This window comes from Pacificibacter sp., from assembly GCF_039769035.1.
Classification (GTDB): domain Bacteria; phylum Pseudomonadota; class Alphaproteobacteria; order Rhodobacterales; family Rhodobacteraceae; genus Celeribacter.
This window is the reverse complement of the sequence record NZ_JBDMZG010000035.1, coordinates 19,358-33,230: the sequence shown is the minus strand read 5'-3', so window position 1 is coordinate 33,230 and position 13,873 is coordinate 19,358. Positions and strand designations below refer to the sequence as shown.

Sequence of the window (13,873 nt, the reverse complement as noted above, 5' to 3'; positions counted from 1 at the left end):
GCTTGGATCACATGATTAAATGATCCAATTTAAACTTCTTGGGAGGAAAACATGAAAAAACTCATCACAGTATCGGCTCTTGCAGTCGCATCCATGACTGGTTCTGCTTTTGCAGCGGACTCAGTGGCAGCTTGTTTGATCACGAAAACGGACACAAACCCGTTCTTCGTAAAGATGAAAGAAGGCGCTGAAGCCAAAGCTGCTGAGCTTGGCATGACGCTTAAATCTTACGCTGGTAAAGTTGACGGCGACCACGAAACGCAAGTTCAAGCGATCGAAACATGTATTGCTGACGGCGCAAAAGGGATCTTGCTCACAGCATCTGATTCGTCCTCAATCACTACATCTGTAGCGCAAGCGCGTGACGCAGGCCTCTTGGTGATTGCGCTCGACACACCGCTTGACCCAATCGACGCGGCAGATGCAACATTTGCGACAGACAACTTCCTTGCTGGTGAATTGATCGGTTCATGGGCTGCAGCTCAACTTGGCGACAAAGCAGCAGACGCGAAAATCGCTATGCTTGACCTTGCAATCAGCCAGCCAACTGTTGGCGTTCTGCGTGACCAAGGCTTCTTGCAAGGCTTCGGTATCGATCTTGGCGACCCAAACAAATGGGGCGACGAAACTGATCCACGTATCGTTGGCAACGACATCACATCTGGTAACGAAGAAGGTGGCCGCAAAGCCATGGAAAACCTTCTCGCAAAAGATCCAATGATCAACGTTGTGTACACAATCAACGAACCGGCGGCTGCTGGCGCTTATGAAGCGCTGAAATCCATTGGTCGTGAAAATGACGTTCTGATCGTTTCTGTCGACGGCGGCTGCCCTGGCATCCAAAACGTTGCAGAAGGCGTGATCGGCGCGACATCCCAGCAGTACCCACTTTTGATGGCATCTTTGGGCATCGAAGCGATTTCTGCATGGGCCAAAGATGGCGCGAAACCAGAAAACACACCTGGCAAAAACTTCTTTGACACTGGTGTGTCCTTGGTCGCCGGCCAAGCTGTTGATGGCGTCGAGTCAATTTCAGTTGCTGAAGGCACAGCGCGCTGCTGGGGCTAAGCCTTTCGTAAAATAGCTGAGGGGGCGGTCAATGCCCCCTCAATCCAAACGCAGCAGGTATTGGGCGCCCTGACTGCATACCCGCGCATTTAAATGCAATCAGACGCCTAAGGTTACACAAGCTCGGGGGATACACCCATGTCAGAGGACGCCTCAAAAGGGCAGGACTTTGAGTCCACTTTGTCCAAGGCGGCCGATCAGGTCGCTGAATTTGATTCAAACCGTCGCGGTTTCGTCGATAAACTGCAGCACACCCTTCACGAGAATCCAGCGCTTGTTCCACTGATCGTTCTCGTCTTGTCACTCATCTTCTTCTTCGTGCTTGTCGGGTCAAAGTTCTTCTCCCCGTTTGCGCTGACACTTATTTTCCAGCAAGTCCAGATCGTTGGCGTTCTGGCAGCGGCTCAAAGCTTAATCATTCTAACAGCGGGTATTGACCTGTCTGTTGGCGCGATTGCTGTGCTGTGTTCCGTCGTTATGGGGCAATTTACGTTTCGCTACGGTTTCCCGCCATCGATTGCGATCCCTATCGGCTTGGCCGCGGGTACTGCAATTGGTGCAGCAAGCGGTTGGCTTGTTGCCAAAGTTAAATTGCCACCCTTTATCGTGACATTGGGCATGTGGCAGATCGTTTTGGCGGTGAACTACATCTATTCCGCGAATGAAACGATCCGCAGCCAAGACATCGAAGCACAGGCACCTTTGCTACAGTTCTTTGGAACCAGCTTTAAGTTTGGCGGGGCGACTATGACCTTTGGCGTGCTTTTTATGGTTCTCTTGTTTGCGCTCCTCACATATGTGTTGCGCCATACAGCTTGGGGCCGCCATGTCTACGCCGTTGGTGATGATCCTGAAGCAGCGGAACTCGCTGGTGTGAACGTTAAAGGCACACTCATCTCAGTTTACGCCGTTGTAGGTCTTATCTGTGGCTTTGCCGCATGGGTGATGATCGGTCGCTTCGGCTCTGTCTCTCCATCTGCCACAACTGGTGTTATCGGCAATATCCAATCCATCACAGCGGTTGTGATCGGCGGCATTTCCCTCTTCGGTGGACGTGGCTCGATCCTTGGTGCGCTTTTTGGTGCCTTGATCGTTGGCGTGTTTGAACTTGGTTTGCGCATGTACGGTGCAGATCCTCAATGGACCTTCTTGCTTATCGGTGTGCTCATCATTGGTGCCACAACCGTTGACCAATGGATCAGAAAGGCAGCAGCATAATGGAACCTATCCTAAAAGGTGTTGGCCTCACCAAACGTTACGGCCGTGTTACTGCGCTCGATAAGTGCGATTTTGATCTTTACCCCGGTGAAATTCTGGCCGTCATTGGCGACAATGGCGCAGGCAAAAGTTCACTGATCAAAGCCGTCTCTGGCGCTGTGATCCCTGATGAAGGCGAAGTGTACCTTGAGGGCAAGCAGATCAACTTCACCTCGCCAATTCAGGCGCGTGAAGCTGGGATTGAAACCGTGTATCAAACCCTTGCGATGTCACCTGCTTTGTCGATCGCTGACAACATGTTCATGGGGCGCGAAATCCGCAAGCCTGGGTTTAGGGGCAAGGTCCTGCGTCAGTTGGACCGCAAAGCGATGGAAGACTCTGCACGTGAAAAGCTGACTGAACTTGGCCTGATGACCATTCAAAACATCAATCAGGCAGTGGAAACGCTGTCTGGTGGTCAACGCCAAGGTGTGGCCGTGGCCCGTGCTGCTGCGTTTGGGTCCAAAGTGATCATTTTGGACGAACCGACAGCTGCTTTGGGTGTGAAAGAAAGCCGCAAGGTGTTGGAGTTGATCCAAGACGTTAAATCGCGCGGCATTCCGATCATCTTGATCAGCCACAACATGCCGCATGTGTTTGAGGTTGCAGACCGCATTCACGTTCACCGTTTGGGTAAACGTCTGTGTGTGATCGACCCCAAAGACTACACCATGTCTGACGCCGTGGCGTTTATGACAGGGGCGAAAGAAGCGCCGGTTCAAGAACCTGCGTAACCTGTGCTGAAGTGTCACTTGGCTTCTCCCTGAGGTGACATTTCACAAACTGGCCGAACCTATGCACCGTTATCTGACGCGGTGGCTGGTTCGGCCTTTTGCGTTTTCGGACCTGTGACTTTGTGGGAAGGGTGCTGAATGCAGCGGCCGTGGCGACGCTATTGCGCGGCCAGTTTTAGGCTGGACATCAAGTGATGGAATTTCTCACCTTGAATGGCGACATGTGCGCGCAAAACGGTTGCCGCCATCTCTGCATCGCCCGCTTTCAAAGCGTCTACAATGGCAAGATGTTCGGTCATGGATTGTGCCATGCGACCGCGTAGGCGCAGTTGAATGCGGCGGTAGGGTTTCAATCGCTTGTGCAGTCTCAGAACTTCGTTTTCTAAAAACGCGTTGCCAGCTTGGGCATAGATAATGCGGTGAAAGCGCTCATTCTCGCGGTAGTATTTATCCGCATCGTTTTGCGTGATCGCGTCTTGGCAGTGTTGATTGGCATGCTCTAAGTCATCCAAGGCTTGGTCGGAAATACGCAGCGCTGCTAGGCGGCCGCACACGGCTTCGACTTCGGCCATTGTTTCAAACATTTCCATCAACTCGACCGGGCCGGGTTGGCGCACAAAGACGCCGCGCCGTGGCAGTTGTTCTGCCAGACCAGAGTTCACCAAACGTTGCAAGGCTTCTCGGATTGGGGTGCGTGACACGTCAAATTGTGTGGCGAGTTTGATCTCGTCCAACCTATCGCCATCCTGAAAAGCGCCGGAAAACACCAGCTCTTCTAATTCGTCAGCAATCATATCTGCGCGCTTTAATGCCATGCCGTACCGTAGCAATTTGCATTATCGTGCGCAATAATTATGTTCTTGTATACAAAAACCTTGCTTTTGAATTCATATAGGCGATACTGATCGTCGCCAAGCAATTAAGATTCCATCCCATCGGCCAAGGCAAAAAGGAGCACAGGATGACACTACTTGCTGACTTGCTATCGACGGTTTTTGAACGTCGTTACCGGCAGCGTGCAGAGCACGTGCATGATGATCGCCCGATCGAAGATCTGGCCGAAGCCTTGGTTGGCTCGGCGGGGGAAACCTCGGGGCTTGCACTTGCGTCTGACATTCTTGCGGGGTTTTAGGAGAAAGATGATGCTGGAAAGCTGTCGTTTTTCAAACATATCGCCACCGCATTGAACCTCGATCCTGAGACGGTGCGTGACACCTTGGATGCTTATGAAAAGAACCCATCAAAGGCGACGTACCGCGCTTTTGCCACCGCCGCAGAGCCGCGCCGACAAGAATTGATCCGGCGCTTGAACAGTGTGCCAGGAGCCACGGGGGCCTTGGTCCGCATGCGCGTCGATTTGCTGCGGCTCAGCAACAAAGACCCTCAACTGGAAGCGTTGGATCTGGATTTTCGGCATCTGTTTGCCTCGTGGTTCAATCGCGGCTTCTTGGTGTTGCGCCCGATCAATTGGGAAAGCCCTGTGCATATTTTGGAAAAGATCACAGCCTATGAGGCTGTGCATGCCATCGACAGTTGGAGCGATTTGCGACGTCGTTTGGAGCCAAGCGATCGCCGTTGTTTCGCGTTCTTCCACCCCTCAATGCCAGATGAGCCGCTGATCTTTGTTGAGGTTGCTCTGTCGCGCGGTGTGCCCAATTCGGTACAGGGTGTCTTGGCCGAAGACCGCGCGCCGATGCCTGCGGATGAAGCAGATACGGCCGTGTTTTATTCGATCTCGAATTATCAGGCTGGGTTGGCGAGCATTTCGTTTGGCAACTCTTTGATCAAGCAGGTCGCCCATGACTTGTCAGCAGAGCTGCCGAATTTGGAAACCTTTGTTACCTTGTCGCCCATCCCGAATTTGACGCGCTGGTTGACCAAAGAAAAGGTCGAGTTCGCGAACGCGACGCCTGAAACCATGACATCACTTGCGGCGCATTATTTGCTGAATGCAAAGGGGCGCGATGACATGCCGTTTGATCCCGTTGCACGGTTCCATTTGGGCAATGGGGCGATTGTTCACGCTGTCCATGCTGAGGCGGATGTGTCCGTGAAAGGGCGTGCACAATCTGGCGGAACTATGGTGAATTACCTTTACGACCTTGGTAAGGTCGCCCAAAATCACGAACGCTTTGCGACCACGAAAGAGGTGGCGGCATCTGCGGATGTTCAAACGCTGGCGCAGGCTGCGCCTCTCACACAGACTTAAAAAGGCCCACGACAATGGCAAACATTCTATACGACACGCTTTTTGGCGCTCACGCTGGAAAATCCACGCCGTTTTTGCATCTTTTGGATGGCAAGACGATCACCCATCAGGACTTTCTAGCGACGGCGGCACAGGTGGCCAATGTCTTCGAAAATATCGGCTTGAAACCGGGTGACCGTGTTGCGGTGCAAGTCGAGAAATCACCAGAATCCTTGGCGATCTATGCGGCTTGTACGCAAGCCGGTTTGGTGTTTTTGCCGTTGAACACGGCTTACACTGTCGATGAATTGACTTACTTCATTGAAAACAGTGGGGCGTCATTGATTGTTTGCGACGGACGCAGCGAAGACAAACTTGCGCCAGTGGCCAAGGGGCTGGACGCGTCGCTTGAAACGTTGAATGCCGACGGTACTGGCAGCTTGATGTCCAAAGCCAGCGCCATGCCAAGCACCTATGCGACAGTGGATCGTGAGGCCGACGATTTGGCCGCGTTCTTGTACACATCTGGCACGACTGGCCGTTCGAAAGGCGCGATGCTGACGCAAGAAAACCTGCTGTCTAACGCGCTGACATTGGTGAAAGAATGGCGCTTTGCGTCAGATGATGTCTTGCTGCATGCCTTGCCGATTTTCCACACGCACGGGCTTTTTGTTGCAACCAACGTGACCTTGGTCGCGGGCGGCAGCATGGTGTTCATGGCCAAGTTTGATCAAGATGCAATCATCGCAAACATGCCACGTGCAACAACCATGATGGGCGTGCCAACGTTCTACACGCGCTTGCTTGGCGATGAGCGTTTCACCAAAGACCTGACATCGGGCATGCGGTTGTTCATCTCTGGCTCCGCACCGTTGTTGGCCGAAACCCATGTGCAATTTGAAGAGCGCACAGGGCACCGGATTTTGGAACGCTACGGCATGACCGAAACCAACATGAACACCTCGAACCCTTATGAGGGCGAACGCAAAGCTGGCACCGTTGGGCTGCCTTTGCCGGGTGTGGAGTTGAAAATCACCGACCCATCTACAGGCGACACATTGCCTGATGGCGAAGTGGGTCAGATCGAAGTGCGCGGCGCGAATGTGTTCAAAGGGTACTGGCAGATGCCTGAAAAGACCGCCGAAGAGCTGCGCAGCGATGGCTTCTTTATCACGGGTGATTTGGGCACGATTGACGCGGACGGCTATGTGTCCATCGTTGGACGTAACAAAGACCTTATTATTTCCGGCGGGTACAATATTTATCCCAAAGAAATCGAATTGGTGCTCGACGAGCAAGAGGGCGTTTTGGAAAGTGCTGTGATTGGCGTGCCGCATCCTGACTTTGGGGAAACGGTTGTTGGTGTGATTGTTGCCAAAAGCGGTGGTATACCAGACCTTGTTGACGTAACGGAAGCGTGCAACACTTCTCTTGCGCGCTTCAAGCATCCCCGCAAGTTGGTGATGATTGATGCTTTGCCGCGCAACACCATGGGGAAAGTGCAAAAGAACATTTTGCGCGACACCTATGGCGATTTGTTCTCCCCTAAGGAGGGGTAAATTGTTTCCCAGTTTGTGAAGGGGTTCTTGTATCCCCTGACATGTGAGGGGTTGTTACCTCGGCATCTCACAACACTTAGGCCGACGCAGTGATGCGTCGGCCCCTTTTTTCTTTTTGGTGGTTTGTATGGTTTAGGCGTGCAGCGTTTGCATGCAGGTGAATTCCTTCAGACCTTCCACGCCGAACTGTCTGCCCACGCCAGATTGTTTGACGCCGCCGAATGGCGCGTTGGGGTTCAAACCACCATGGCCATTGACCCAAACAGAGCCAGATTCCATCCGCAACGCCAGCTTTTTGGCAGCCTCTAAGTCTTTCGACCATACTGAGGCACCCAAGCCAACGGACAAAGCATTTGCCGATGCAAGTGCGTCTTCGACGTCCGTGTAACGGATGATCGGCAGCACAGGACCAAATTGTTCTTCGTCCACAAGACGCATGCCGTCTTTGGCGTCCGCGATCAGCGTGAGGGGGTGCAGGTAGCCAGCGCCCTCAGCGCGTTCGCCGCCCAAGATCACGCGCCCGCCATTGGCTTTGGCATCTGCGATCAGCTCTTCCACGAGCGCCAATTGCGTTGCGTTTTGCACAGGGCCAAGAACTGAGTTCGCGTCCGAACCAGCGCCAACAGGAATGTTCGCTGCAAAGGCCGCAAGTTCGTCGCAGACGGCGTCGTAAATGCTGTCATGGACGTACAAACGTTTCATACAGGCACAGGTTTGGCCGGAGTTGATGAAAGCGCCCCAGAACAGACCTTCTGCGATCTCTTTCGGATCTGCGTCAGGCAACACGATCCCTGCATCATTGCCGCCAAGCTCCAAAGTCAGGCGTTTCAGCGTATCTGACGCGGATGCCATAACTCTTTTGCCAGTGGGTGTGGAGCCTGTGAAAGTCACTTTGGCCACATCTGGATGCGACGTCAAAACCGGACCGATGCTGTCTGGTCCTGTGACCACATTCAACACGCCAGCTGGCAAAACGGTGTTCAAAATTTCAACCATGCGCAAGGTTGACAGGGGTGTGTAGGGAGACGGTTTGATCACAACGGTGTTGCCCGCGCGAATGGCTGGCGCAAAGTGCCAAACGCCAATCATCAGTGGCCAGTTCCATGGTGTGATCGAGGCCACAACACCCAAAGGTTTGCGGTGAACCTCGATCTTTGCTTGGTTGTTGTCTTGGATGATTTCGACAGGCAAAGACAGCTCGGCTGTGTTCGCAGCCCAACCCGCAGCGCCTCCCAGTTCGAAATCTGCACCAAGCCCAGCACGTGGCTTGCCTTGCTCCAATGACAGCAAGATTGCCAACTCATCGGCGTGCTCAGTCAAGGCGGCAGACATATCGCGGCAGGCTTGTGCGCGCACTTCGTCGTCCGCCACGCTCCACGTTTTGTACGCTTCTTTCGCCGCTGCGACAGCTGCGTTAACGTCATCGGCCGTGCCAGATGGGCAGGCGCCAGCAATTCCGCCAGTGGACGGGTTGATCACGTCGAACGTGGTCGCCGCTGTCACGGCTTTGCCACCGATGGTCATTGTATAGTCAGTCATTTGGATCTCCTCCCAAGAGTGGACTGTAATCGTTTAAGCATGTGGGGCAGGGTGCAAGAACTGCCAAGGTGACGTTTCGGAACCCGTTTCAACAGGCACTTCGATAAAGGCAGGGCCTCCGTCGGCGATGGCTTTTTCAATCGCCGCCTCAAGTTCTGCCGGTGTCGTTGCTTGCGTCGCAGGCATGCCAAAGCTGGACGCCATGGCAACGAAATCAGGGTTCACCAATTCAGAGCCAAGCAAACGACCATCAAAGCCATTCACCTGATCACGGCGCACATTGCCGTAAGCGTTGTTGTTGAACACCACGGCGATCACGCCGATGCCATGTTGCACAGCGGTGGCCATTTCTTGCATGCCGAACATAAAGCCACCGTCGCCAGACACAGAGACAACGACCTTGTCAGGGTTCGCCACTTTCACACCCAGCGCGGTGTTGTAGCCAAAGCCCAAGTTGTCTTGATAGGCGCAGGTCACATATTGGCGCGGCGCGTAGACTGGAAAACCAAAGCGCGCGGTGAAGCCCATTTGAGAGACTTCTTCGACAAAGAACCCGTCACGTGGCAATGCACGGCGGATCGCGTCCAAGTAGCCCATTTGCGGCTGTACAGTGTCGGCGGCTTCTTTGGCTTTCACATTGATTGCTTCAAATTCCGCAGTGCGATCTGCGGCTTGGTCGGTCAATGCATCGGTGATCAAAGCGGTTGCCTCGGCTGCATCTGCGACGACACCGAAATCTGGTTTTAGGCGCACCATTTCGGTTGGGTCAATATCAATGCGCAGGGTTTTCAGGCCTTCCGGCTTCCACTGCCAGCGCATGAACTGCAGCTCCAAGCGGCTGCCGATGCCGATCAAAAGATCGCATTCTTTAAAGTAGTCGTAGGCCGCGATCAAATCCATCGCCAGCGGGTTGTCTGCTGCGACGATGCCTTTGCCAGAACGGTGTGATGCAACCGGCGCTTGGATTTTCTCGGCCAAGGCCAAGACTTCAGCTGCCGCGTCCAGCGCGCCGCCGCCGACCATGATCATTGGATTTTTCGCTGCCGCAATCATCTTTGCAGCTTCAGAAATGGCGTCAGGGTCAATCGCAGGTTTGCTGGCCACGGCTGGTGTGATGTCAGCCTCAACACCCTTTTGTCCGAACACGTCCCATGGCACTTCCACAGCGACAGGGCGCTGGCGGCCTGAGATCATTTCTTCAAAAGCCGTCGTCATTTTTGCGCCGGCTTCAGACGGGTGATCGATACGGTCTGCGTATTTGGTGAGGCCTTTCAACGTTGCCAATTGGTCTGGCAATTCGTGCAGCTGACCACGGCCTTGGCCGATCAAATGCGACATGATGTTACCGGTCAGGCACATCATTGGTGCATTGCCGCCGTAGCCTGTACAAATTGCAGCGCCCGCGTTCAAAACACCGGGGCCAGGGACCACAGTGAACACGCCTGGTTTGCCGCTGGATTTGGCATAGCCGTAAGCCATATAGCCCGAGCCTTGTTCGTGACGCGTGTGAATGAAGCGTACGTCATTGCCACGACGCGCGAGCGCATCAGACAATTCATATGAGTGTGCACCTGGGATGCCAAAAACAGTGTCTACGCCGTTTTCTACGAGGGCATCGACCATGATGTCTGCTGTGGATTTTTTCACGTTTTTAGTCCTTTTCGGTCGGCTGTTCTGGAGTGTCTATTTGACGACACTGAGTTTGGGCTGCACTTGTATTTGGGCTTGTTCTTGAGCCGCATCATACGCTTCGTGCAGGTGAAGAATGTGTTCTGTAAGTATCGTTTGCGCGCGTGGCACGTCTTTGCATGTACAGGCCTCAAGCAGGGCGGCATGTTCACCCATGGATCTATCCAGATGCGCAGTCATCGTGGTGAACAAATGGGTGCGCAGCGCCAGAAGCGGGCCAATCGTGCGGGTATAGATTTTCGCGATTGAGGCGTTGTCGCTGGCGTCAATGATCGCGCGATGAAAGTGAAGGTCGCCTGCAGAATAGTCGGTTGCAGCATCGCGGTCGATCGCGCGCTGCATCATATCAGAGCCATGCTGCAACCCTTTGATCAATGCGTCGTGGTTGCGCGCAATAGCCATCTCAACACAAGCCGATTCTAAAATCGCGCGATGTTCGCACAGATCTTTGACGGCCTTAGCGTCGGGCATAAAAATGAATGATCCCCGCTTGGGAAGAACGCGGATGAGACCTTCGATTTGCAAAAGTGCCAAGGCTTCGCGCACGGGGGAACGGCTGATCCCAAGGGTGTCTGCGAGGCTTTGTTCTGACACTTTTGAACCCAATTCAAATTCCCCATCGATGATCGCGTCGCGGATTCTGTCCGCAGTCAATTCCATCAACGACTTAGGTGGGGAAATGGGTTTCAAAGCTTGGTGTCCTCTTTTGCAATCGACTCTTGTGATCAAGGAGTCGCCGCATATTGTTAACATGTTATTTGTTTCTTGACAACAAATACTGACATGTAACATGGTAGATTAAACTCTAGGCGTGCGGTTCGTGCGCCTTGTCGATGTATGGAGAGACCCGTGAGCGCACCGAACCAACCTAAACCTTTGCAGGCAGACACCTTTATCGCAGCCTGCAGTGGCCTTCTTGAGGCCGGCCAAGTCTTGACGGAAACAGATGACCTGAGTCGCTATGGTCGCGATTGGACCGGTCAGTACTCTGGCATGCCGATTGCAGTGGCGCGTCCAAACACGGTTGAGCAGGTCTCTGAGCTGGTGAAATTGAGTATCGCACATGGCGTGGCAATCGTGCCAGTGGGCGGGCGCACAGGTCTGTGTGGCGGTGGTGTTCCTATCGAAGGGCAGCCCACATTGATGATTTCGCTTGAGCGGATGAATGCGATACGTGGCATTGATACGGCCGCGCGAATGATTACCGTCGAAGCAGGTGCTGTGCTTGAAAACGTGCACAACGCGGCGCTGAAACACGGTCTGATTTTCCCATTGATGTTTGGCGCCAAGGGCAGCTGCATGATCGGTGGCAATCTATCCACCAATGCTGGTGGGTCAAATGTTGTGCGGTATGGCAATACGCGTGAATTGTGCATCGGTATTGAGGCGGTCATGCCCGACGGTACCATCGTCACGGGCCTGCATGGATTGCGCAAGGACAACACGGGCTACGACATCAAAAACCTGCTGATCGGCGCCGAAGGTACGCTGGGCATTATCACCGCTGCAGTGTTCAAACTGTCACCGGAGCCAGTTGTGCGCGCCACGGCGTTTTTATCTGTGTCCACGTTGTCCGCCACAGTGGATGTTTTGAATAAACTGCAAGACGCCACGGGCGGTGCTGTGGAAGCCTTTGAATACATGCCGCGCGTCATGGTCGATGCGATTTGCAATGGTTTGCCTGACATTCGCCAGCCCCTCGATGAGCCAGCCGAGACGGGCCTGTTGATCGAAGTGGCCTCTAGCCGTGCGGATGATGCAGAGATGCTTGATGACGGGACAGTTGCCTTGCAAAACCGTGTTTTGGAAGTTCTGGGCGAGTTGATGGAAGAAGAGATCGTGGTCGACGCCATGATCGCGCAATCCGAACAGCAGCGTGCTGATCTGTGGGTCATGCGGGAATCTGTGCTCGAAGCTATTATGGAGCACGGTGAATTCTACGCGTTGGACATCTCTTTGCCTTTGGCGAAAGTCGCAGAATTTGTTGAAACCATGGATGTATTCTGTGCGCCTCTGGGTGTGCAGCCTTTGACCGTCGCGCATTTGGGTGATGGCAATTTACACTATTGTTTGACGGCTGCAGATGGGCACGAATTTGCGGATTTGCCGCTAGAGGCTGTAACACAGCAGGCGTCCACTATGTTGAGCGAGCTTGGTGGGTCATTCAGTGCCGAGCACGGCATTGGTCAAAGCAAGCTAGACTTGATGAAGCAACTTAAAGACCCCGGCCAATTGGCTGTGATGCGGGTTCTCAAGCGTGCGCTTGATCCAAATAACTTGATGAATCCAGGCAAAATGGTGCCGGATTTGTAAATCGTTTCCGCTTTCGGGTGATATTTTTGGGAGGAAATATAGTGACCACGACTTTGAAATTTACATGGACAAAGCGCCTTGCAGGTGCGGCGGTTGTTGCGGCAGGCTTGGCGTCTCCGGCGGCGGCCTTTGTTGACGGGTGTCCGTCAGAGCCGATTATGGCTGGCTTCGCTGAATTCGGCAAAACTGGCAAGATGCCACCAGAGCTCGGCAAATGGCTTGGTAACGTTGAGGCGCAGCGCATCGAGCCCGTTCAAGCCATTCGACAATGTTGATTACGTTGGTATCTGTTGGGTGTCGGCTTGGCTTGTGCACACCGATGAGGGGACAGTTTTGATCGACACGCTGTATGGCCCGTTCATGGACAAGCTGGTTGCGGACATTGAAAGCACCGGAACTGCGCTTGAGGACATCAAATACGTGCTCATGACGCACGGCCACTTTGATCATGTTGGCGGCGCTGCCTTTCTGAAAGACAAGCTGCCGAATGCAAAGTTTGTGATGTCGGAAGGCGGCTGGACCGAGTTTTTGGAAGCTGCTGAAGCGTCAAAGGGCACGCGTCGTGAATTGCGTGGTATCGAAAAAGACGTTGTCATGAAGGACGGCGAGACGCTCGAATTTGGTGGCAACAGCTTTACCATGATCGAAACGCCGTGCCACACATGGGGCACGTCGTCTTATATGTACAACGTGCAAGATGGTGAGAACACGCACCGCGCCATTACAATCGGTGGTCTCGGCTTGAACGCAATCGAGGGGCCAACGCAGGTTGAAGCCTATATCGAAAGTGTTGATCGGGTGGCTGCTTTGATCGCAGAGGCTGGCGAAAATGTCGAAGTGCATCTGACGACGCACGGGTTTTCGAACAACTTGGAAGAAACGCGCGCGTTGCTTGAGGCACGTGGCGCGGGTGAGCCAAATCCGTTCATCGCGCCAGATGCGATCTTGAAGCAAGTCGCAGGATTGCGCGCAGGCGCCGTTGCGCGTCTTGCGATTGAAAACGAGAAGTAAAATCAAAATGCGCGTCGGCGGGTGTCGCCGTCGCGCTTTTTGGAGCGCCTAAAGTTTGTTGAGGTCTTCAAGCATATCAAGAAGCGTTTTGAGGCGGTCTGCGCCAAAACGCGCTTCGATATCTGCGGAAATCTGAGCGCTTTCTTCGGAATGTTTTCGGATCAAGGCTTCGCCCGCTTCGGCCAATTCAACGATGGTTTTGCGGCGATCTGAGCTGTCTCTTTCGCGGGAAATTAAGCCTTCTTTTTCCATGGCGGACAGGATGCGTGTCAGGCTCGGGAGGAGCAAACAAGCCTGTTCGGCAATCTTGGTTTGCTCCACGGGGCCGCCTTCGGACAGGACGCGTAAAACGCGCCACTTTTGTTCGGAGATGCCCGCTTCGGCCAGTAACTCGCGAAAGGAGCCCATGACGGACTCGCGCGCACGGAGCAGGGCGATGGGGAGAGAGCGTGAAGTGCTTAGGCGGTGTGCGTCATCATTGGTCATACTTAACAAATCAATGGAATTGGCGCGAA

12 protein-coding genes and 1 pseudogene are annotated in these 13,873 nt (G+C 53.7%); 8 read left to right on the top strand and 5 right to left on the bottom strand.

The window, feature by feature from the left end; genetic code table 11:
* Window positions 1-51: 51 nt before the first annotated feature.
* The 3 genes from ABF287_RS03770 to ABF287_RS03760 all read left to right on the top strand — a co-directional run bounded on the left by ABF287_RS03770 (window position 52) and on the right by ABF287_RS03760 (window position 3,059).
* The gene (locus ABF287_RS03770; protein WP_347183687.1) at window positions 52-1,068 is read left to right on the top strand and encodes a sugar ABC transporter substrate-binding protein; all 1,017 of its coding nucleotides are present in this window, start codon (window positions 52-54) and stop codon (window positions 1,066-1,068) included.
* 138 nt (window positions 1,069-1,206) lie between these two features.
* The gene (locus tag ABF287_RS03765; RefSeq protein WP_347183686.1) at window positions 1,207-2,286 is read left to right on the top strand and encodes an ABC transporter permease; all 1,080 of its coding nucleotides are present in this window, start codon (window positions 1,207-1,209) and stop codon (window positions 2,284-2,286) included.
* Window positions 2,286-3,059, top strand: coding sequence for an ATP-binding cassette domain-containing protein (locus ABF287_RS03760; RefSeq protein ID WP_347183685.1), 774 nt, complete (start codon window positions 2,286-2,288; stop codon window positions 3,057-3,059). Before ABF287_RS03765 ends, ABF287_RS03760 begins: the two co-directional genes overlap by 1 nt.
* Before the next feature lie 158 nt (window positions 3,060-3,217).
* Here the strand turns inward: ABF287_RS03760 and ABF287_RS03755 are convergent, their stop codons facing one another.
* The gene (locus ABF287_RS03755) at window positions 3,218-3,874 is read right to left on the bottom strand and encodes a GntR family transcriptional regulator (protein ID WP_347183684.1); all 657 of its coding nucleotides are present in this window, start codon (window positions 3,872-3,874) and stop codon (window positions 3,218-3,220) included.
* Between the two features lie 146 nt (window positions 3,875-4,020).
* Between ABF287_RS03755 and ABF287_RS03750 the strand changes: the two are divergent.
* Both ABF287_RS03750 and ABF287_RS03745 read left to right on the top strand, forming a co-directional pair.
* Window positions 4,021-5,268, top strand: a pseudogene (locus ABF287_RS03750) (malonyl-CoA decarboxylase).
* 14 nt (window positions 5,269-5,282) lie between these two features.
* A complete protein-coding gene (locus ABF287_RS03745; RefSeq protein ID WP_347183683.1) occupies window positions 5,283-6,806 on the top strand; it encodes a malonyl-CoA synthase in 1,524 nt (507 codons plus the stop codon).
* 132 nt (window positions 6,807-6,938) lie between these two features.
* On the opposite strand, the gene ABF287_RS03740 is transcribed toward ABF287_RS03745, so the two are convergent.
* From ABF287_RS03740 to ABF287_RS03730, 3 genes are read right to left on the bottom strand one after another with little or no spacing between them, the layout of a single operon-like run.
* Window positions 6,939-8,345, bottom strand: coding sequence for an aldehyde dehydrogenase family protein (locus ABF287_RS03740; protein ID WP_347183682.1), 1,407 nt, complete (start codon window positions 8,343-8,345; stop codon window positions 6,939-6,941).
* Between the two features lie 33 nt (window positions 8,346-8,378).
* Window positions 8,379-9,992 carry a thiamine pyrophosphate-dependent enzyme gene (locus tag ABF287_RS03735; RefSeq protein WP_347183681.1) on the bottom strand — a complete coding sequence of 538 codons (1,614 nt, stop codon included), beginning with the start codon at window positions 9,990-9,992 and terminating at the stop codon, window positions 8,379-8,381.
* A gap of 36 nt (window positions 9,993-10,028) precedes the next feature.
* Window positions 10,029-10,724 (bottom strand): GntR family transcriptional regulator, encoded by a 696-nt coding sequence (locus ABF287_RS03730; protein WP_347183680.1) that lies wholly within the window; start codon window positions 10,722-10,724, stop codon window positions 10,029-10,031.
* A 159-nt stretch (window positions 10,725-10,883) separates the two neighbouring features.
* On the opposite strand from ABF287_RS03730, the gene ABF287_RS03725 reads away from it, so the two are divergent.
* From ABF287_RS03725 to ABF287_RS03715, 3 genes are read left to right on the top strand one after another with little or no spacing between them, the layout of a single operon-like run.
* On the top strand, window positions 10,884-12,347 hold the full coding sequence (locus tag ABF287_RS03725) for an FAD-binding oxidoreductase (RefSeq protein WP_347183679.1): 1,464 nt from the start codon (window positions 10,884-10,886) through the stop codon (window positions 12,345-12,347).
* A 41-nt stretch (window positions 12,348-12,388) separates the two neighbouring features.
* Complete coding sequence (locus ABF287_RS03720) at window positions 12,389-12,622, top strand: hypothetical protein (protein ID WP_347183678.1); 234 nt, start codon at window positions 12,389-12,391, stop codon at window positions 12,620-12,622.
* A gap of 19 nt (window positions 12,623-12,641) precedes the next feature.
* Window positions 12,642-13,358 (top strand): MBL fold metallo-hydrolase, encoded by a 717-nt coding sequence (locus ABF287_RS03715; RefSeq protein ID WP_347183677.1) that lies wholly within the window; start codon window positions 12,642-12,644, stop codon window positions 13,356-13,358.
* A 48-nt stretch (window positions 13,359-13,406) separates the two neighbouring features.
* Here ABF287_RS03715 and hpaR read toward each other — a convergent pair whose 3' ends face one another.
* On the bottom strand, window positions 13,407-13,844 hold the full coding sequence (gene hpaR, locus ABF287_RS03710; protein ID WP_347183676.1) for a homoprotocatechuate degradation operon regulator HpaR: 438 nt from the start codon (window positions 13,842-13,844) through the stop codon (window positions 13,407-13,409).
* Window positions 13,845-13,873: the final 29 nt, after the last annotated feature.

What these genes read in the sequence shown, in the direction of transcription:
- ABF287_RS03770 (WP_347183687.1), top strand. Translation starts at nt 52, where the DNA reads ATGAAAAAACTCATCACAGTATCGGCTCTTGCAGTCGCATCCATGACT.
- ABF287_RS03765 (WP_347183686.1), top strand. Translation starts at nt 1,207, where the DNA reads ATGTCAGAGGACGCCTCAAAAGGGCAGGACTTTGAGTCCACTTTGTCC.
- ABF287_RS03760 (WP_347183685.1), top strand. Translation starts at nt 2,286, where the DNA reads ATGGAACCTATCCTAAAAGGTGTTGGCCTCACCAAACGTTACGGCCGT.
- ABF287_RS03755 (WP_347183684.1), bottom strand. Translation starts at nt 3,874, where the DNA reads ATGGCATTAAAGCGCGCAGATATGATTGCTGACGAATTAGAAGAGCTG.
- ABF287_RS03745 (WP_347183683.1), top strand. Translation starts at nt 5,283, where the DNA reads ATGGCAAACATTCTATACGACACGCTTTTTGGCGCTCACGCTGGAAAA.
- ABF287_RS03740 (WP_347183682.1), bottom strand. Translation starts at nt 8,345, where the DNA reads ATGACTGACTATACAATGACCATCGGTGGCAAAGCCGTGACAGCGGCG.
- hpaR (WP_347183676.1), bottom strand. Translation starts at nt 13,844, where the DNA reads ATGACCAATGATGACGCACACCGCCTAAGCACTTCACGCTCTCTCCCC.